Raw genomic sequence first — 18,024 nt, 5'->3', positions numbered from 1 at the left:
GATGGCCGACCATTTCCCCTCGGTGCGCGCGATCCACATGACCTGCGCAGGCCTTTCCATCGCCGGATTCGTGCTGCGCTGGATCTGGATGCTGACGGATTCGCACCTCCTCACCGCGCGCCCGGCGAAAGTCCTCCCGCACGTCATGGACACGCTCCTGCTCGCGAGCGCCGTCGCGCTGGTCGCGATCGTCGGCTTCAGTGCGAATGCCGCGTGGCTTTCCGCGAAGATCGCGGGCCTCGTCGTCTATATCGTGCTCGGCACGCTCGCGCTGAAGCGCGCCCGCACAAAGGGCGCACGCGCCGTATATGGCGTGTTGGCGATCATCGTGTTCGCGTTCATCGCGTCGGTTGCGCGCTCGCACGATCCGCTCGGTTTCCTGTACGCGATGGCATGATCCGCGCGCCCCGCGCCCGCGCTCCGATAAAATCTCAGTTTTCTCCGAAAGCACGACCGCTCCCATGACTCAAGACGAACTCAAGCAACTGGTCGGCCAGGCCGCCGCCGACTACGTGAACGCGAACGTGCCGGAAGGCGCGATCATCGGCGTCGGCACGGGATCGACGGCCAATTGCTTCATCGACGCGCTCGCCCGATCGAAGGCGCGTTATCGCGGCGCGGTGTCGAGCTCGCTCGCGAGTACGGCGCGGCTCGAATCGCACGGCATCGAAGTGTTCGATCTGAACGACATCGAGACGCTGCCCGTGTACGTCGACGGCGCTGACGAAATCGATGCCAGCGGCGCGATGATCAAGGGCGGCGGCGGCGCGCTGACGCGCGAAAAAATCGTCGCATCGGTGGCGGACGTGTTCGTCTGCATCGCCGATGCGAGCAAGCGCGTGCCGGTGATGGGTACGTTCCCGCTGCCCGTCGAAGTCGTGCCGATGGCGCGCACCGCGATCGGCCGCAAGCTCACGGCGCTCGGCGGCGTGCCGGTCCTGCGCGTGACGAAGGACGGAGCGCCTTACATCACCGACAACGGCAACGAAATCATCGACGTGAAAGGCCTGAAGATCAGCGATCCGCGCGCGCTCGAAGCACAGATCAACGCATGGCCGGGCGTCGTGACGGTCGGACTTTTCGCGGCTCGCGGCGCGAATATTTGCCTGCTCGGCACGGAAACGGGCGTCGAGCGGATCGACTACGAATAGAAGCAGACGGGCCGGTTCAGAGCGCTTCGATTTCGCGCGTCGCGCGTGTCAGGATTTCCCGCATCTTGTCCAGCCGGGCGGCGTCGTCGCCGTCCGGGCGCGCGCGCCGCACGAGTGCGTGTTTCAGCCGATCGAGCGCCTCGCGCAAGGCGGGTGCATTCGCGGAACGCTCTGCGCTGATCGCGTTCAGGAACGGCTGGTTCTCGTCGAGATAACGGCGCCCGGCTTGCGTGATCGTGTAGCGCCGGCGTGTACCGTCCGGCTCATCCGCCGCGACGTAGCCCTGATCTTCGAGCAGCGAAAGCATCGGGTAGACGAAACCGGGGCTCGGGCCGTAGAAGCCTCCGCAGCGCGCCGTGAGCGCTTCGATGACGCCCTGCGCATCGCGCGCGCATTCGCCGATCGATTCGAGTATCGCGAGCCGCAAATGGCCTGAATCGGACATGCGGCGGCGTTTCTTTCTTTCGCCCTGCATGCCCGTCATGACGTGAAAGGCCGCGCTCTGACGCGGCTCTCGATGCGCGTGTCTGCCGAACATGATCGATTTCCTCGCGGCCACGGTCCAATGGCGATCCACTCACGATATCGCTTTTTTCGAGCCGTCGCGCGTGCCGCAAGCAAACGCATCGATCAATACGCGTTGCGTCCGATGAATCCCTTGAACATCGTCATCGCGACGATCTTGATGTCGAACCAGAACGACCAGTTGTCGATGTAGAAGAGGTCGAATTTCACGCGGCTCTGCATCTTCTCGACTTTTTCCGTCGCGCCGCGATAGCCGTTCACCTGCGCCCAGCCGGTGATCCCCGGCTTGATGCGGTAGCGGAACATGTAGCCGTAGACGAGATCCTTGTACAGATCGTCGTGCTCGATCGCGTGCGGACGCGGACCCACCACCGACATGTGCCCGAACAGCACGTTGAAGAACTGGGGCAGCTCGTCGAGGCTCGTGCGCCGCAGGAACGCGCCGACCTTCGTCACGCGCGGATCGTTGCGCGTCGCCTGCGTGACGTGGCCCTGGTTTTCTTGATGCACCGCCATCGAGCGGAACTTGTAGATGCGAAACGGCCGTCCGTCCGCGCCCTTGCGGTGCTGCGTGAAGAAAACCGGTCCTTTCGAGGTCGCCTTCACGGCAATCGAAATCGCGATCAGGAGCGGCGCGAGCGCCAGGATCGCGGTCGCCGCGAATAAACGGTCGAAGACCAGCTTCGGCCACATCTGGAAGGCGTTGCCGGGCGACGTCGTCAGGTTGATGGTGGCGAGGCCCGCGACATCGGTCATCGAATGGTTGAAGAGCGAAATGCTGCGCGTGTCCGGAATCAGCCGCAGATTCACGAAGTCGTGCCGCAACGCGTGCACGAAGCGGTAGATCGTGTGTTCCTGCGACAGCGGGAGCGCGAGCCAGACTTCGTTGATTTCCTCGGCGCGCACCTTGTCGACGAGGTCGTCGAAGTCGCTCAGCACAGGCAAACGATTGCCTCCCATGCCGACAGCGGTCGTCGGCGCGGCCACGCCGTCGAAGCCGGTGGCCTGCAATTCTTCGTCGCTGGTCGTATCGAGCATGCACACGGGCGTGAAGCCTTGCTCGGGCGTGCTGCACAGGTGTGCGAGCAAGGTCCGCGAAAAACCTTGTGCGCCGACGATCGCCACGGTGCGTTGGTTCAGGCCGCGGCCGCGCATCAGGCGCAGCACCGAATAGGCGATCAGTTTCGCCGCGATGATGAGCGCGCCGGAGATGAGCGTCGAATAGGCGAACCAGAGTCGCGACACGGCATCCATGCGATGCAGCGTGAAGGCGAGCAGAAGGCCCGCCGCGACCACGGTCATCCACGCGAGCGTGACGCGCGCGAACATCTCCGCGAGCGGCTTGCCGCGCCAGGTTTCGTACACGCCGAATGCGGGGAAGAGAACGAGAGCGAGTGCGGAATTGAACGCGATCAGGAGCCTTTCCATGTCGCTGATGTCGAGCGACGAAAAGCGTATGTCATGCGCGATCAATCCGCCCGCAATGATGAGACATACATCGAGACAACGTGCCAGCCATGCAAACAAACCGTGATTTTTTTCTCGCATTAATCCAGACCGTTAAACGCTCGAGGCCGTTGCTGCCTCGGTTGCACGAAGACGCGGGAGCAGCCGGTCGAACTCGCGCTTGACGAGGCCGTAGCACTCGCAGGCGCGGGCTTCGAGACCCTCGCGATCCACGACCTTGATGCAGCCGCGGCTGTGATGGATGAGACCCGCGTCATGAAGCTTGCCCGCCGCTTCGGTCACGCCTTCACGGCGCACGCCCAGCATGTCGGCAATGAGTTGCTGCGTGACTTGCAGTTCGTTCGACGCGGTACGGTCGATTTCGATCAGCAGCCAGCGGCAAAGTTGCTTGTTCAGCGAATGATGCCGGTTGCACGCGGCCGTCTGCGCGACCTGGGTGAGCAGAGCCTGCATATAAAGGAGCATCAGGCGGCGCAGGAAGTCCGAGCGGCCGAACTGCTCGCGCAGGGCTTGCGCGCTCATGCGATACGCGAAGCCGGGGCACTGCACCTGCACGCGCGTCGGCATCGTTTCGCCGCCGGTCAGCACGGGCACGCCCGTCATGCCTTCGCGGCCCACCGCCGCGATTTCGACCGAACCGCCGTCTTCCATCGTGTGCAGCAGCGAGATGATCGCCGTCGTCGGGAAATAGACGTGGTGGATGCGCTGGCCCGAATCGCACAGCAACTGCTCGGTGCGCAGCTGCACGAGTTCGAGATGCGGCGTGAGCGCTTGCCATTCGTGCGCCGGAAGTGCGCCGAGCAGGTGATTGCCGTGCAGGTCGGACTGGAGGGTCAGCATGATTGTTCTCTCTCGAAACTTCGCGCGTTGCGCTTCACTTTTATTTACTGTTGTGGTCCTTCCGGATAGTCGCGTGCGACCAGACAGGAAGAACGTCACATCAGCCCCGTAGCGGCCCGTCGGCGCGTGAATCGATTTTGTTGTTCGCGTCGGTTCGGGTTGCGCGTTTCTATTAGCGAGGACTGTGCCAGTGCGGGCAATCGCAATGCTGGCGGGGCCTCATAGCGGATCAGGTTTTCGTGATGCAGCGCAGCGCAGCGTTTTTGTTTCAGTATTGAACAAGGGTGGTCTTAGGAATAGCCGCGTGCCCCGGTGCGTTTCATCGGGGTAATCGTCTCGAATGAGGGTTCAGGCGAATCGCTTCACCGTGCGACAGGCCTCACACGCCGACGCCCCTTCAAAAGGGCACCTTCTTTCGTAGGGACATTGAAAAATGATTCATCTGTGTTTCATGCGCTGGGTGGGATATCGAACGCGCGTTATTTTCCGTTGTCCTTGATTCCCCGCGACGCCTTGCCGGGATTGGTTTTGCGGGAAACGCGAAAACCCTTTCACGCGGCGTTGCCCGAAGCGGAAACGTTGCTCCCGTTGCACGTTCCGAAAAATACGTGCGCCGCGCCACGCGCATTCCTGCATCGGTGGCGGCTTATCGAGTGTGCGGGAACCCACAGAGGCCCGACAGGCCTGCCGCGCAGAACGCAACGCACGAAGAAGCATGTTCGCGCGTGAACGTTCGCGCGCATTTCCTCGGATGGGTGCGTCCCGATCCATCTTTCGCCCCGACGAGGCGCGTCGCGAAATGTTTCATCGCGGACAATCTCATGCGGAACTGATTAAGCAGCGCGAACGTGGCTCGAACAAATTGCGGTAAAGAATCACGAGGACATAGGGACGAATAACTGTCTCGCGGGTAAGCGAATGAAAAAGCCCTTGAAACAGGGCTTCGAATGTGTTTTTGCAGCAAGCGTTTGCTGAAGCGGAATAATGCGCTTGCCGCGCGCGCGAACGCAGTCAGCAAACGATATCCGCGAGAGGAGGAATGACGCGCTCGTATGTGTCTTCGATGACATCGAACGACGCCTCGCAAAGCTCGCGTCGTCCACGCGAAATGGCGCGCGCGAGGCGGCACTGCATGACCATCGTCTCGCTTGCGATCTTGCGTGCGCCCGCATGCGTCTGAACGGGAATGTCGAAGCCTTGCTCGCGCATCCAGTGCAGATAGTGCGCAAGCAGTTCGAAGTTCGCGCCGAGCTGCCTCATCACATTGAACGCGTACAGATGCGTATAGGCTTCGCCGCGCGCGATCATCGCATCGACATGCTCGGGAAAAGCCGCGCGCCAGCGTGAAATCGGATTGTGCATCGGTCGCCGCAAAAGATGCATGCACAACAGATCCGCCGAGACTTCGGCGAGCGGCGTGCCCGAAAGCGGATCCTTCACGCGCTTCACGAATTCCACATGAGGAAAGAGCGCCGACTCGCGCGTCCAGTGTGGATCGTGCGTCGCGTCGGGTCGCAATATGCCGTCGTAGTCGTCACCGTCGAGCAGGTGATATCCCGTGTGATGAAAGTAGCCGAGACGCCGCGCGCCCGGATCGATCACGTCGATGCCGATGGTCGTCTTCGCATGCTCGCGCCGATATGAAACGGCGCGCATGTCGGGCAGAAAGAACGCATCCACTTCGACGAGCACCGTGTTTCCGCGGCGGGTCTGGACGAGTGCGCGCTCTTCGAGCGAATCGAACACCGAAAGCTCCTGCACCTGGAGGCCATAGAGCTTCTCGATATCTTCGTACGGGAGCTTGCCGAGCGTGAACTGATCGGCTTCGAAGTCCTGCGTGACGGTGAATGCAAGAGCCGCGCGTGGCTCGAGTCCATTGCCGTGCAGGAGTTCTATCCAAAGATCGATGGGCGCGAAGCCTTCGCGCCAGATGCGCTCGCCGCGGTGCAGCGCGTGAGCATGATGGCGCCGCGCGCGCATGCGCAAAGGATCGAGCGACACGACGCGTGAACGACTCGCGCCGGAATTCGTCACACCGCTCGTATGGAACGCGCTCATGCCATGACCTCGGGCCGGAAATACCGGTATCCGATACCGCGTGCGCACAGGAGCGAATGGATTTTTAGTTGTACGTCTCTGTCGCGTCCGATGGCGGTATGCATTTTGATTTTCCCATGAAGGTGCCGTATGAAGCGAGTGCTATCGACGCAAAGCGAGCGCGCGCGGCGGTCCGCATTGCGGGCTGCCGCGTGAACGTTCGAATGGCCGCGCAGGCGCCTTTTTCCCCGGGACGCCTTCTTGCGTGTGGTCGATCCTATTTGAAAGGCGCACGCGGACTGGGTCGGTGCGATGGCGCACTGAATTAAGGCCGGTCGGAACGTAACGTTCACTCGTCGCAACGCCGGTTATTACCGGTAAAGCATGGAGATAATCAATGAACTGGAAAACCCTGGATTTCGAACAACTCACTGCGCGTGAGCTTTATTTGATTTTGCGCGCGCGCAGTGCGGTGTTCGTCGTCGAACAATCGCATGTCCATCTCGATGCAGATGGCCGCGACGAAACAGGCATTCACGTTTTCGCAGCAGAAGACATGGCCCGTTCGATGCCCGTGCTCGCCTATGCACGCATTCACGCAGGCGATGCGGACGATCCGGAAGTGGTGGTCGACAAAATCCTGACGAGCCCGCTGCGCCGTGGCGACGGCACGGCGCACGCACTGATCGAACGCGTGCTCTCGGTGTCGGCAGAGCGCTGGCCTGGCCGCGCCGTGCGACTGACCGCGCCGGTGAGCCTGCGCGCGTTTTACGAGGCATTCGGCTTTCGCAAGACAGAAGGGCCGTTCCTCGAGCACGGCATGCCGTATATCGGTCTGACGAGAAAAAGCCGTCAGCCGCGCGAAGCATTCGGCGCGAGCAAGCCGCAGTTCGCCGCCGAGGACTATGCGAAGAACACCTACGAGTTGCTGTAGCCGCCACCGAAGAACCGCTGAATGCGCCGCAACCGGAGCGTGCAGCGAAACAGTCAGAACGAAACAAAACCGCAGTCAGCAGCCCCAAGGCGTGGACCGTCGGGCATCGAGGCAAGAACAACGAACAAGGCGGCGCGAGCCGCTTCGAAGCGCGTCCTCGAAACAATAAGAAAGACGCCGCCGGCATGGGCCGGCGCGCGCATAGACAGCTCTTCTCATGCGAATAGTCCACCTCGCCAATCACGCGCAGATGATCGGTAACGGCACCGTCAACATGATGGTCGATCTCGCCTGCGTCCAGGCGCGTATGGGCCAGGACGTCGTGGTCGCATCGTCCGGCGGCGGCTTCGAACCGCTCCTGCGGCGCCACGGCATCACGCATATTCCGCTGCAGCAGTCGCGGCAGCCGTGGCGCGTGCCGTCGATGATCGCGGGCTTCAATCGTCTCATCGATCGTTTCGATCCGGACATCGTGCACGCGCACATGATGACAGGCGCGCTCATTTCGCGTTTCGGCAGCATGCGGCGGCGCTTCGCGCTCGTCACGACGGTGCATCACGAACTGCAGAAAAGCGCTTCGCTCGTGCGCGCCGGGGATCGCATGGTGGCCGTGAGCCGCGCGGTGGCGATGGATTTGCAGGCGCACGGCATCGGGTCCGAGCGTCTGTCGGTGGTGCTCAACGGCGCGGTGGCCGCGCCGCGCCTCGTGTGCCGCCCTGCCGCGAAGCCGGTGCACCTCAGGCATCCGAATATCGTCTGTGTCGCGGGCATGTATCGCAGGAAGGGCATCGCGGATTTGCTGCATGCGTTCGCGCTCGTGCGCGAGCAGTCCGAAAGCGAGCGCGAGTTCATGCCGGAGCCGCACCTCTATCTCGTGGGCGAAGGCCCCGATCGCGGCTCGCTGGAAGCGCTCGCGGCCGAACTGGGCATCGCGGACGTTACGCACTTCACGGGCTTCGTCGCCGATGCGCGGCCGTACTTCGCGAGCGCCGACGTGTTCGCGCTGCTCTCGCGCCAGGACCCCGGCCCGCTCGTGGTCGCCGAGGCGCGCGAGGCGGGCTGCGCGATCGTCGCGACCCGCGTGGGCGGCATCCCCGAAATGCTCGACGACGGCGAGGCAGGCGTGCTCGTGTCCGCGGGCGATATCGCACAGGCGGCGGAGAAGCTGCACTGGCTTTTGCTCGACCGGCCGGCGCGCGACCAGTTCGCGGCGCGCGCGCGGCAAAATCTGCCGCAGCTTTCGGTCGAAAGAGTGAGCGCAGAGTACATGGCGATCTATCAGCACACCCTTGCCGAGCGCGAATCAATGCGGCGCCGCCAGGCGACGATCGATTCCCGACGCACGCGCGCGCAAGATGGCGCGATTTAAGCATAGCGCTGACAAATCCCTGCGCTGCACCGCGCCACGGCGCTGTCGTCCAAACCGTCCGATCATACAAAAGGCCCATGCCAGCAGGCTTGCGTTCGCGTTCGAACAGAAAGCCCACTGGATGCTTGCTCAAATGAGTGCATGATCGGTCCGAGGAGAAGTCGGACCGGAAATGAACGCACTCGCCGCGCCGCGACGCCGCCATTCTTCAGTTTCCCTGATGAATGCCTGCGCGCGCGCGGCGCGAGGGCAGCAGACGCACGTGCAGCGCAAAAAAGAGAAAAAACCAAACTGCGATATCGAGGTCAGAGGGAATACCCTGTCAGGAAATTCCTCACTGGCATTCGAAGCAACGAAGACGCAACGTATCAAGCACGACGAATGGACCTGTCGGGAACCCGTCGTGCCTTTCGCAGCCCGGGGAAGCGAAAGCGATGCGCTCATATACACGGCTACGGAACAGGCAAGAAGGGGAGAAGCGAGATGGATGAAAACAAAGAGCGATCGCTGGTGGCGAAGGTCATGGACGGACTCGTCTCCGGCATCGTCGAGCAAAAATATGGCGCGATACTGCCACCGCAGGACATCCTCTCGAAGGAGTTCGACGTGAGCCGCACCGTCATGCGCGAGGCGCTGTCGATGTTGCTCGCGCGGCACATGCTGGACGTGCGGCCGAAAACAGGCACTCGCATTCGTCCGATGAGCGACTGGCGTCTCATCGACGAAGACGTGGTGAGCTGGCGCTTTCGCGCGAAGCCGGATCAGATGTTTTTGCGTGATGTAATCGAATTCCGCATGCTGATCGAGCCGCGCGCCGCAGCGCTCGCCGCGGCGCGCGCGACGCCCGACGAGATTGCCGGCATTCGCGACGCGTTCGACACGCTCTCGCGCTTGCAGGTGGGCGAGCCGGAATATCAGGCGGCCGACGAGGTGCTGCATACGCGCATCGTCGCGGCGAGCGGCAACCAGTTCTTTCGCCAGATGACGGCGATCGTGCGCGGCGCGCTCGTGACGGTGAATCCGATCGTCGACGGCATCGAGTCCGTGCGCGAGGCGACGCTCGCGGCGCAGAAGAGCGTCGTCGAGGCGATCGAGGCGAAGGATTCCGCCGCCGCCGAAACCGCGACGCGCGCACTCGTCGATCTGGCGGCGGAGGAAGTGGGCCGCGCGTTCTCGCTGGAGCGCGTGAGCAGCCAGCCCGCAGCGCCGAATGTGAACGCGTCCGCGGGCGCGTGAAGCGAGGCGTCGACTCGACTCGACTCGACCGCCGGTTTGCGTCGATGCTGCTTTGAGCGTGACTGAGCCTGGAGCCGGGACATGTCCCGGCTTTTTGTCGTGCGTGCGTCGTGCGCGAACGCGCGGATTCGTGATACGTCGCGTTCAGGCACAATCGCCGCACGACGAACTCTGCGCACGGAGGCAGGATTGAGCAATACCAACATCGCGAACATCGAAGGAGCGACGATACGCTGGGGCATCGTCGGTGCGGGGCGCATCGCGCGGCGCTTCGCCGACAGCCTCGCGCATGTCGAAGGCGCGCGGCTCGCGGGCGTCTCTTCGCGTCGCGAGGAAACCGCCCGCGCGCTCGCCGAAGCGTTCGACGCGCACGCATTCGCCGACTTCGATGCGATGCTCGGGCACATCGATGCTCTTTACATCGCGACCTTGCAGGACAGTCATCCGGAATACGCGTTGCGCGCGTTCGCGGCGGGCAAGCCCGTGCTGTGCGAGAAGCCCGCTGCCGTGAATGCGCGCGCGCTGCGGGAGATGATCGACGCGGCGCGCGCGGCGAAGCTGCTTTTCATGGAAGCGATGAAGCCGCCGTTTTATCCGCTTTACCGGCGTCTGCGCGAGCATCTGGAAAGCGATCCGATCGGCGAAATCGGTCTCGTGCGCGCGGGGTGCTCGATGGCGAACGTGCCGCTCGATCATCCGTCGTTCTCGCTGGAAGCAGGCGGCGGCGCGCTGCTCGACATCGGCATTTACGAGGCGTTTCTCGCGGTCGACTGGCTCGGCGAGGCGCTCGACGTGCAGACCATCGGCCGATTGGGCAGCACCGGCGTCGACGTGTTCGCGAGCCTCAACGTGCGCCACGAACGCGGCATCGCGCAACTTTTCTGCGGACTGGATCTGCAAGGCCGCGGCGATGCGCTGATCGGCGGCACGCTCGGCACGGTGACCATTCACGAGAACTGGTGGAACCCGGCGCGCGCGACCATCGCGTACACGGATGGCCGCAAGATCGAGCTCGACGAGCCGTTCACGGGCGGCGGCCTCAACTACGAAACCGCGCATTTCTGCGAGCTGTTGCGCGCCGGAGAAACCGAAAGCCCGGTGATGCCGCACGCGACGTCGATGCGCATGATCGCGATCATCGACGCGGCGCGGCGCGATCTGAAGCTGCGCTTTCCTTTCGAAAAGGACTAAAGCGTCAGTGGCGTCCCGGCAACGCGAGACGCCGCTCGAAAATCCGCTGCACGAATTCCAGCACGCTGCAAAGAATCCAGTACACGAAGGCCGCCGCGAGATAGAGCGGCAGCGGCTGATAGGTCGCCGCGATCACTTCCTGCGCGCTGCGCAAAAGCTCGGTCACGGTAATCACCGAGACGAGCGATGTGTCCTTGATCAGACTGATGAGACTGTTCGACAGGCTCGGCACCGCGATGCGCAGCGCCTGCGGCCCGATCACGTAACGCAGCGTCTGCACGCGCGACAGCCCGAGGCTGTAGGCCGCGAGCCACTGCCCGACATGAATGCCGAGAATCGCACCGCGCATGCTTTCGGACAGATACGCCGCGACGTTCGCCGACAGCGCGATCACGCCCGCGGGCGTCGGCTCGAGCGAAATCCCGATGCTCGGCAAGCCGTAATAGATGACGAAAATCTGCACGAGCAATGGCGTGCCGCGCATCACGCTCACGTAGCAGCGCCCGATCGCGACGAGCGCGCGGTTCTGGCTGATGCCCATCAACGCCAGCACGACGGCCGCGATGAGGCCGAAGAACATCGAGTAGAGCGCGAACTTGATCGTCAGAAGCGCGCCTTGCGCCAGCACGGGCGCCGATTGAACGAGCAGGGATGTCGTGGACATTTAAGAGACGCGTTGACTGAAACGGTGCTGAAGCGAAACGAATCGGCACATATTAAACCGGTGACAAAAAAGAGAAGGGCGGCACCGTGACGATGCCGCCCTCGCGACGCCGCAAGCGGCGCTGCTTACTTCGCCGGCTTGGTCACGTCGATGCCGAACCACTTGTCCGAAATCTTCGTGAACGTGCCGTCGGCTTCGAGCTGGGTCATTGCATCGGAGATCGCCTTCGCGAACTTCGGATTGCCCTTCTTGAACGGAATGCCCGACGGATTGCCTGGGCCGACGTTCGAACCCGGACGCAGCGGCAGATTCGAGTTCTTCGTCAGATACGCAAGCATCAGGCGGTCGTTGAGCGCCGCGTCGAGCCGGCCGGCGGCGAGATCGCGCAGATATTCCGGCGCGCCCGGATACGTTTTCACGTCGATGCCCGGCACGGCCTTCGCCATGTCCATATAGTTCGTGCCGAGCGCGACGCCGAGCTTCTTGCCTTTCAGTTCTTCGAGCGACTTGAACTCGCGCGTGTCGTCCTTGCGCTGGATCAATTGCGCGTTCGAATACGTGTACGCCGGCGAGAAGTCGAGCGTCTGCTTGCGCGCGTCCGTGATGCCGACCTGGTTCACGATCACGTCGAACTTGCCCGCCTGCAGGCCCGCGATGATGCCGCTCCATTCGGTCGTCACGAACTCGGGCTTCACGCCGAGCTTGGCGGCGACGGCCTTCGCGATATCGACATCGAAGCCGACCAGTTCGCCCGCCGGCGTCTTGGAGTTGAACGGCGGGAAGGTGCCTTCGAGACCGACGCGCAGCGTGCCGCGCTGCTTGACCTGATCGAGCAGGTCATCGGCGTGGGCGGCGGTCGTGACGGCCGTGAATGCCGCGCCGATCAGGCTGGCGGCGACGAGCTTCTTGAGCGTGGACAGTTTCATCGTGTTGTTCTCCTCTTGATGACGACGACGTCTTTCTTCAGATGCGGCGATCATAGTAAAGATGCAATCGCGCCGTAATACCGTTTGCTTATGTCTATATACGGGTTCGACAAGATCATGCGAGCGCTTCGACGCACTCCTTCACCAGCGCGGGACCGCGATAGATCAGTCCCGTATAGATCTGCACGAGCGATGCGCCCGCCGCGAGCTTCGCGCGTGCGTCCGCGCCCGAGAAAATCCCGCCCACGCCGATGATCGGCAGGTCCGCGCCGACTTCCGCGCGCAGCTTGCGGATCACTTCATTCGACGCATCGAATACCGGACGGCCCGACAGTCCGCCAGTCTCGTCGCCGTGCTTCATGCCGGTCACGGCGGTGCGCGAAAGCGTCGTGTTCGTGGCGATGACGCCGTCGATCCGGTGAGCCAGCAGCGTGCCCGCGATCGACTTGATCTGCTCGTCGTCGAGATCGGGCGCGATCTTCAGCGCGAGCGGCACGAGCTTGCCGTGCAGATCGGACAGACGCTCCTGCTTTTCCTTGAGCGCGCCGAGGAGCGAATCGAGCTCGCCCGCGCCCTGAAGCTGCCGCAGATTCTTCGTGTTCGGCGACGAAATATTGATCGTCACGTAACTCGCGAACGGATAGACGCGCTCGAGACAGTAGAGATAGTCGTCGGCGGCGCGCTCGATCGGCGTATCGGCGTTCTTGCCGATGTTCAGCCCCAGCACGCCGCGATAACGCGCCGCCTGCACGTTGGCGACGAACTGATCGACGCCGCGATTGTTGAAGCCCATGCGGTTGATGAGCGCGTTGGCGTCGGGCAGCCGGAAGATGCGCGGACGCGGATTGCCGTCCTGCGCGCGCGGCGTCACGGTGCCGACTTCGATGAAGCCGAAGCCGAGCGCGGCGAGCCCGTCGATGCACGCGCCGTCCTTGTCGAGGCCCGCCGCGAGCCCGACCGGATTGCGGAACGTTAGGCCCATGACGGTGCGGGGCGAATCGGGGCCGCGTTCGGCGAGCACGCCGGCGAGCCCGGTGCGGCCGGCCGCGGACAACATGCGCAGCGTCAGGTGATGAGCGTCTTCCGCGTCCATCTTGAACAGATGCGAACGCGCGAGCGGGTAGAGGGAACTGAACACGAAGTGAAAGCCGGTGACGGCGATTTTTTTAAGACCGCCATTTTAGCGGCTTTGGACGAAGTGCCGGTCGGGCCGGGTTGGCTTTCCGCTTCGGGCGTTATTTCGGGCGTTATTTCGGCTGCGCCGGACCCTGGATACGGCCGGGCATCGGCAGGGTGCCGGCGGATTGCGTGTTCACGGGATCGAGCAGCGTCCAGTGTCCGTCGATCAGGCCTTCCAGCGGCCGGAAATTCGCCTTGTAGGCCATCTTCTCGCTCTCGCGGATCCAGTAGCCGAGATAGACGTGCGGCAGGTCGAGGCTTTTCGCCTGCTCGATCTGCCAGAGGATGTTGAACGTGCCGTAGCTCGTCTTCGGCAGGCCCGGCTCGAAGAACGTGTACACCGACGAGAGCCCGTCGCCGAGAATGTCGATCATGCTGATCATGCGCAGCTCGCCGGGCTCGTCGGGATGGCCCGGATGAGGCGGCTCGCGGAATTCGACGAGGCGCGAGTTGATCCGGCTTTGCAGCAGGAACTGTTCGTACTGGTCGCGGCTGTCGCGGTCCATGCCGCCGCCCGCGTGCCGCGCGGACTGATAGCGCATGTAGAGCGCGTAATGCTCTTCGTCGTAATGCAGCGGCGCGACGCTCGCCACGAGACTGCCGTGCTGTTTCCACACGCGGCGTTGCGCCCGGTTCGGCACGAAGCGCGCGACCGGCACGCGCACCGGTATGCACGCGCGGCAGCCGTCGCAATATGGGCGATAGGTGAACACGCCCGAGCGCCGGAAGCCGGCCTTGACGAGTTCGGTATAGACGTCGGAGTTGATGAGATGGCTCGGCGTCGCGACTTGCGAGCGTGCGACGCGCCCTTCCAGATAACTGCAAGGGTAGGGCGCTGTTGCATAGAATTGCAGCGCGGAAAGCGGTGACAGCGGCAGCTCGTTCGGATGTGTCACGTTGGCGGCTCTCGCAGGCGTCGTCTCGTCGTTGCCGGCCGGCGCGCGCGTGTCTGAATTCGGGCGCGCGGTGGGCGGCTGCAGTTCGTGGGTCGATCGGCGTCAAGCGTTTGGCGAAATGCCCGGCAAAACGCCCGTAGCGTTCAGCGTGCCAGCACGTCGAGAAGGACGGTTTTGTCGAAGCGCCAGCCGATCGCCGGTTGCGCCGTGGCCCCTCTGAGATGTGCGACGAACGCGCGACGGGCGATCTCGCGGCCGCCTAGCGACGCCAGATGCGACGTGTTCTGCTGGCAGTCTATCATCTCAATTTGATTGCGGCGCAAGTGCCCGACGAGCGCCGCGAGCGCTATTTTCGACGCGTCGGTCTCGCGCGCGAACATCGATTCGCCGAAAAACATGCGCCCGAAGGACACGCCGTAAAGCCCGCCCACGCGTACGCCGTCGCGCCATGTTTCGATGCTGTGTGCGCTGCCCGCGTGATGCAGTGTCGTGTATGCATCGACGATATCCGGCGTGATCCACGTGCCGCGCTGGCCGTTGCGCGGCGTCTCGGCGCAGGCGCGCATCACGGCGGCGAAGTCGTCGTCGACGCGGACTTCCCAGGCCGCCTCGCGCACGACGCGCTTCAAGGTCTTGCGCAGCGAATCCGATACCTTGAACTCGGCGGGATAGAGCACCATGCGCGGGTCGGGGCTCCACCAGAGCACGGGCTGGCCGTCCGAGTACCACGGGAAGATGCCGCGCCCGTAGGCATCGACGAGCCGCGAGGGCAGCAGATCGGCGCTCGCGGCGAGCAAGCCCGGCGCGCCGCTCGATGCGCCGAGCGCGCGCTCGACGGGCGGGAACGGATCGTCGTCGGCGAGCCAGGGAACCATGTTCTCGAGTTTCAGCCGTCGCGCAGCGTGCGGAAGATATCGCCAGTATGCAGCGTGAAATTGCCCGCGGCGCGGTCGGCGAAGTAGAAACGCAGCGTCTGGCCGACGGTCGGAAACGCGATCTCGTCCCACGGAATTTCGCTTTCCTCGAAGAGCTTCACTTCCAGGCTTTCCTCGCCCGGATCGACTTCGATGTCGAGCAGCCGCGCGAGATAGAACAGATGCACCTGATGCACGTGCGGCACGTTGAGCAGCGTGAACAGGCTTTGAATCTCCACGCGCGCGCCCGCTTCCTCGAGCGTTTCGCGCGCGGCGCCTTCGCTCGTCGTCTCCTGCATCTCCATGAAGCCGGCCGGCAGCGTCCAGTAGCCGTAGCGCGGCTCGATCGCGCGGCGGCACAGCAGCACCTTGTCGTCCCAGACCGGCACGGTGCCCACGACGTTGCGCGGATTCTGATAGTGCACGGTGCCGCAGTTGTCGCAGACGAAGCGCTCGCGGTTGTCGCCGGGCGGGATGGCGAGGCCGACCTCGTGGCCGCAGAGGGAGCAGAATTTCATGGAAATGGACGTGGGAAGTTTGGTGCGAGTGTATCACCGCACTGCGGCGGCTTTGAGGCGCCCTGGCGTCATGGACGGCTTCCCGCGGACGACGTGCAGTGCCTGCCTTCTCGCTACAATAGTTCACTGCTCTTTCCATATCGAGGCGCATCGAGCGCCCGAGCGAACTTCATGTCATCCACGCCCACCGCTTCCCGCCGTCCTCCGATGCTCGCCACGAGCGAAGCGCTCAGCCGTCTGCTCGACGCCGCGCGCCGGGTCGAAGGGCGCGAGCGCGTCGCGACGCTCGACGCGCAGAATCGCGTGCTCGCCGCCGACGTCACTTCGCCGCTCGACGTCCCGCCGATGCACACCAGCTCGATGGACGGCTATGCGGTCCGCGCCGCCGATCTCGCCGGAGCGACCGAAAGCGCACCCGTCGCGTTGCCGGTGTCGCAGCGCATTCCCGCGGGCCATGCGGCCGAGCCGCTCGCGGCGGGTACCGCCGCGCGCATCTTTACGGGCGCAACCGTGCCGCCCGGCGCGGACACGGTCGTGATGCAGGAGATGGCGCAGGTTTCGGACGACCGGCGCGTCGCGTTCGCGCAGACGCCAGCCGCGGGCGAATGGATCACGCGGCAAGGCGCGGACATCCGGCGCGATTCGGTCATCCTGCCCGCGGGCACGCGCCTGACGCCGCAGGCGCTCGGGCTCGCGGCATCGGTCGGGTGCGCGCAACTGGATGTCGTGCGCCGAGTGCGCGTCGCGATCTTCTTCACCGGCGACGAACTGCGCATGCCCGGCGAGCCGCTCGAACCCGGCGCGATCTACAACTCCAACCGTTTCACACTCAGCGCGCTGCTCGCGAAGCTCGGCTGCGATGTGACGGATCTCGGCATCGTGCCGGATCGCCTGGACGCGACGCGCGAGACGCTGCGGCGCGCCGCCATCGACCACGATCTGATCCTGACGTGCGGCGGCGTGTCGGTCGGCGAGGAAGATCACGTGAAACCGGCGGTGGAAGCCGAAGGACGCATTTCGATGTGGCAGATCGCGATGAAGCCGGGCAAGCCGCTCGCATTCGGCGCGGTGCGGCGCGGGGCTTCGGTAAGCGAGGCGTATTTCATCGGCTTGCCCGGCAATCCGGTGTCGAGCTTCTGCACGTTCCTGCTGTTCGTGCGGCCTTTTCTACTGCGTCTCGCGGGCGGGGAGAACGTCGCGCCGCGCGTCTACTCGATGCGCGCCGACTTCAGCCAGAAGAAGGGCGATCGCCGCAACGAATTCCTGCGTGCGCGCGTGAACGAGTCGGGCGGGCTCGATCTCTTCGAGAATCAGAGTTCGGCCGTGCTGACATCGACCGTCTGGGGCGACGGTCTCATCGACAATCCGCCGAATCATGCGATAAGCGAAGGCGAAATCGTGCGCTTCATCCCCTTTTCAGAACTGATGCGGTAGAGAAATGAAGATCGATCTGAGGTTTTTTGCGAGCGTGCGCGAGGCATTGGGCGTCGCGAACGAGACGGTCACGGTGCCGGATACGGTGGTCAACGTCGGTGACGTGCGCGCGTGGCTGCGCATGCGCGGCGGCATGTGGGAAGAGGCGCTCGCCGAGGGCCGCGCGCTGCGCATGGCCTGCAATCACGTGATGACGGGGCCGTCGCAACGCATCACGGAAGGGTGCGAGGTCGCGTTCTTTCCGCCTGTCACGGGTGGCTGAGCGATGTCGACACACGCCAAGATCCGCGTGCAGGAAGCCGATTTCGACATCGGCGCGGAAGTCGCCGCACTGCGCGCCGACAATCCGAAAGTGGGGGCGGTTGCGTGCTTCGTCGGCACGGTACGCGATCTGAACGAGGGCAGCGCCGTCGAGACGATGGAGCTGGAGCACTATCCCGGCATGACGGAAAAGTCGCTGGAAGCCATCGCAGATCAGGCGCGCGAGCGCTGGCGCGGCTCCGACGTGCTGATCGTGCATCGCGTGGGAAAGCTGAAGCCGCTCGATCAGATCGTGCTCGTCGCGACGACCGCGATGCATCGCGCCGAGGCGTTCGAATCCTGCGCCTTCGTGATGGATTATCTGAAGACGCAGGCGCCGTTCTGGAAGAAGGAAAAGACGCAAGCCGGCGAACGCTGGGTCGATGCGCGCGAATCCGACGACGCGGCGCTCGCCCGCTGGCAGGGCGCGAAGCCCTGAAGCG

Annotated in this window: 19 protein-coding genes; 9 read left to right on the top strand and 10 right to left on the bottom strand. The window is 63.9% G+C overall.

Annotated elements, in window-relative coordinates; all coding sequences use genetic code 11:
* Position 1: 1 nt before the first annotated feature.
* Together AWB75_RS17920 and rpiA are read left to right on the top strand one after the other, a co-directional pair.
* On the top strand, positions 2-397 hold the full coding sequence (locus AWB75_RS17920) for a SirB2 family protein (protein ID WP_061125431.1): 396 nt from the start codon (positions 2-4) through the stop codon (positions 395-397).
* 64 nt (positions 398-461) lie between these two features.
* Positions 462-1,151, top strand: a complete 690-nt coding sequence (gene rpiA, locus AWB75_RS17915; protein ID WP_061125430.1) for a ribose-5-phosphate isomerase RpiA — start codon at positions 462-464, stop codon at positions 1,149-1,151.
* A gap of 16 nt (positions 1,152-1,167) precedes the next feature.
* Here rpiA and AWB75_RS17910 read toward each other — a convergent pair whose 3' ends face one another.
* The 4 genes from AWB75_RS17910 to AWB75_RS17895 form a co-directional block, all read right to left on the bottom strand.
* On the bottom strand, positions 1,168-1,689 hold the full coding sequence (locus AWB75_RS17910; protein WP_061125429.1) for a PadR family transcriptional regulator: 522 nt from the start codon (positions 1,687-1,689) through the stop codon (positions 1,168-1,170).
* Between the two features lie 92 nt (positions 1,690-1,781).
* Positions 1,782-3,203, bottom strand: coding sequence for an undecaprenyl-phosphate glucose phosphotransferase (locus AWB75_RS17905; protein WP_061125428.1), 1,422 nt, complete (start codon positions 3,201-3,203; stop codon positions 1,782-1,784).
* 33 nt (positions 3,204-3,236) lie between these two features.
* Positions 3,237-3,983, bottom strand: a complete 747-nt coding sequence (locus AWB75_RS17900) for a Crp/Fnr family transcriptional regulator (protein WP_061125427.1) — start codon at positions 3,981-3,983, stop codon at positions 3,237-3,239.
* Between the two features lie 1,011 nt (positions 3,984-4,994).
* Complete coding sequence (locus tag AWB75_RS17895) at positions 4,995-6,041, bottom strand: DUF1839 family protein (RefSeq protein ID WP_061125426.1); 1,047 nt, start codon at positions 6,039-6,041, stop codon at positions 4,995-4,997.
* Between the two features lie 376 nt (positions 6,042-6,417).
* Here AWB75_RS17895 and AWB75_RS17890 point away from each other — a divergent pair, with 376 nt between their 5' ends.
* The 4 genes from AWB75_RS17890 to AWB75_RS17875 all read left to right on the top strand — a co-directional run bounded on the left by AWB75_RS17890 (position 6,418) and on the right by AWB75_RS17875 (position 10,750).
* Entirely contained in the window at positions 6,418-6,954 is a 537-nt protein-coding gene (locus AWB75_RS17890; protein WP_061125425.1) for a GNAT family N-acetyltransferase, read from the top strand.
* A 217-nt stretch (positions 6,955-7,171) separates the two neighbouring features.
* Entirely contained in the window at positions 7,172-8,323 is a 1,152-nt protein-coding gene (locus AWB75_RS17885; protein WP_061125424.1) for a glycosyltransferase family 4 protein, read from the top strand.
* A 483-nt stretch (positions 8,324-8,806) separates the two neighbouring features.
* Positions 8,807-9,559: a FadR/GntR family transcriptional regulator gene (locus AWB75_RS17880; RefSeq protein WP_061125423.1), complete on the top strand. Its 753-nt coding sequence runs from the start codon at positions 8,807-8,809 to the stop codon at positions 9,557-9,559.
* Between the two features lie 189 nt (positions 9,560-9,748).
* Entirely contained in the window at positions 9,749-10,750 is a 1,002-nt protein-coding gene (locus tag AWB75_RS17875) for a Gfo/Idh/MocA family protein (protein WP_061125422.1), read from the top strand.
* A gap of 4 nt (positions 10,751-10,754) precedes the next feature.
* Here the strand turns inward: AWB75_RS17875 and AWB75_RS17870 are convergent, their stop codons facing one another.
* The 6 genes from AWB75_RS17870 to AWB75_RS17845 all read right to left on the bottom strand — a co-directional run bounded on the left by AWB75_RS17870 (position 10,755) and on the right by AWB75_RS17845 (position 15,847).
* The gene (locus tag AWB75_RS17870) at positions 10,755-11,414 is read right to left on the bottom strand and encodes an amino acid ABC transporter permease (RefSeq protein WP_061125421.1); all 660 of its coding nucleotides are present in this window, start codon (positions 11,412-11,414) and stop codon (positions 10,755-10,757) included.
* A gap of 125 nt (positions 11,415-11,539) precedes the next feature.
* Positions 11,540-12,340, bottom strand: coding sequence for a cystine ABC transporter substrate-binding protein (locus AWB75_RS17865; protein WP_061125494.1), 801 nt, complete (start codon positions 12,338-12,340; stop codon positions 11,540-11,542).
* Between the two features lie 115 nt (positions 12,341-12,455).
* Positions 12,456-13,478, bottom strand: coding sequence for a quinone-dependent dihydroorotate dehydrogenase (locus tag AWB75_RS17860; RefSeq protein ID WP_061125420.1), 1,023 nt, complete (start codon positions 13,476-13,478; stop codon positions 12,456-12,458).
* A gap of 109 nt (positions 13,479-13,587) precedes the next feature.
* Positions 13,588-14,415 (bottom strand): arginyltransferase, encoded by an 828-nt coding sequence (locus tag AWB75_RS17855; protein ID WP_061125419.1) that lies wholly within the window; start codon positions 14,413-14,415, stop codon positions 13,588-13,590.
* Between the two features lie 143 nt (positions 14,416-14,558).
* Positions 14,559-15,290 carry a leucyl/phenylalanyl-tRNA--protein transferase gene (gene aat / locus AWB75_RS17850; protein WP_061125418.1) on the bottom strand — a complete coding sequence of 244 codons (732 nt, stop codon included), beginning with the start codon at positions 15,288-15,290 and terminating at the stop codon, positions 14,559-14,561.
* A gap of 11 nt (positions 15,291-15,301) precedes the next feature.
* Entirely contained in the window at positions 15,302-15,847 is a 546-nt protein-coding gene (locus tag AWB75_RS17845) for an NUDIX hydrolase (protein WP_061125417.1), read from the bottom strand.
* A 207-nt stretch (positions 15,848-16,054) separates the two neighbouring features.
* Here AWB75_RS17845 and AWB75_RS17840 point away from each other — a divergent pair, with 207 nt between their 5' ends.
* Genes AWB75_RS17840 through moaE form a run of 3 tightly spaced genes read left to right on the top strand, consistent with a single transcriptional unit; the run spans position 16,055 to position 18,020 of the window.
* Complete coding sequence (locus AWB75_RS17840) at positions 16,055-17,281, top strand: molybdopterin molybdotransferase MoeA (protein WP_407642151.1); 1,227 nt, start codon at positions 16,055-16,057, stop codon at positions 17,279-17,281.
* Between the two features lie 4 nt (positions 17,282-17,285).
* The gene (gene moaD / locus AWB75_RS17835; RefSeq protein ID WP_061125415.1) at positions 17,286-17,543 is read left to right on the top strand and encodes a molybdopterin converting factor subunit 1; all 258 of its coding nucleotides are present in this window, start codon (positions 17,286-17,288) and stop codon (positions 17,541-17,543) included.
* A gap of 3 nt (positions 17,544-17,546) precedes the next feature.
* The gene (gene moaE / locus AWB75_RS17830) at positions 17,547-18,020 is read left to right on the top strand and encodes a molybdopterin synthase catalytic subunit MoaE (protein WP_061125414.1); all 474 of its coding nucleotides are present in this window, start codon (positions 17,547-17,549) and stop codon (positions 18,018-18,020) included.
* The last annotated feature ends 4 nt before the right edge of the window (positions 18,021-18,024 follow it).

It is taken from the genome of Caballeronia catudaia (genome assembly GCF_001544755.2).
Lineage (GTDB): Bacteria > Pseudomonadota > Gammaproteobacteria > Burkholderiales > Burkholderiaceae > Caballeronia > Caballeronia catudaia.
The sequence above is the reverse complement of the archived record's forward strand: the minus strand, read 5'-3'. Positions and strand labels throughout refer to the sequence as shown.

What these genes read in the sequence shown, in the direction of transcription:
- AWB75_RS17920 (WP_061125431.1), top strand. Translation starts at nt 2, where the DNA reads ATGGCCGACCATTTCCCCTCGGTGCGCGCGATCCACATGACCTGCGCA.
- rpiA (WP_061125430.1), top strand. Translation starts at nt 462, where the DNA reads ATGACTCAAGACGAACTCAAGCAACTGGTCGGCCAGGCCGCCGCCGAC.
- AWB75_RS17910 (WP_061125429.1), bottom strand. Translation starts at nt 1,689, where the DNA reads ATGTTCGGCAGACACGCGCATCGAGAGCCGCGTCAGAGCGCGGCCTTT.
- AWB75_RS17900 (WP_061125427.1), bottom strand. Translation starts at nt 3,983, where the DNA reads ATGCTGACCCTCCAGTCCGACCTGCACGGCAATCACCTGCTCGGCGCA.
- AWB75_RS17895 (WP_061125426.1), bottom strand. Translation starts at nt 6,041, where the DNA reads ATGAGCGCGTTCCATACGAGCGGTGTGACGAATTCCGGCGCGAGTCGT.
- AWB75_RS17890 (WP_061125425.1), top strand. Translation starts at nt 6,418, where the DNA reads ATGAACTGGAAAACCCTGGATTTCGAACAACTCACTGCGCGTGAGCTT.
- AWB75_RS17885 (WP_061125424.1), top strand. Translation starts at nt 7,172, where the DNA reads ATGCGAATAGTCCACCTCGCCAATCACGCGCAGATGATCGGTAACGGC.
- AWB75_RS17880 (WP_061125423.1), top strand. Translation starts at nt 8,807, where the DNA reads ATGGATGAAAACAAAGAGCGATCGCTGGTGGCGAAGGTCATGGACGGA.
- AWB75_RS17870 (WP_061125421.1), bottom strand. Translation starts at nt 11,414, where the DNA reads ATGTCCACGACATCCCTGCTCGTTCAATCGGCGCCCGTGCTGGCGCAA.
- AWB75_RS17865 (WP_061125494.1), bottom strand. Translation starts at nt 12,340, where the DNA reads ATGAAACTGTCCACGCTCAAGAAGCTCGTCGCCGCCAGCCTGATCGGC.
- aat (WP_061125418.1), bottom strand. Translation starts at nt 15,290, where the DNA reads ATGGTTCCCTGGCTCGCCGACGACGATCCGTTCCCGCCCGTCGAGCGC.
- AWB75_RS17845 (WP_061125417.1), bottom strand. Translation starts at nt 15,847, where the DNA reads ATGAAATTCTGCTCCCTCTGCGGCCACGAGGTCGGCCTCGCCATCCCG.
- AWB75_RS17840 (WP_407642151.1), top strand. Translation starts at nt 16,055, where the DNA reads ATGCTCGCCACGAGCGAAGCGCTCAGCCGTCTGCTCGACGCCGCGCGC.
- moaD (WP_061125415.1), top strand. Translation starts at nt 17,286, where the DNA reads ATGAAGATCGATCTGAGGTTTTTTGCGAGCGTGCGCGAGGCATTGGGC.
- moaE (WP_061125414.1), top strand. Translation starts at nt 17,547, where the DNA reads ATGTCGACACACGCCAAGATCCGCGTGCAGGAAGCCGATTTCGACATC.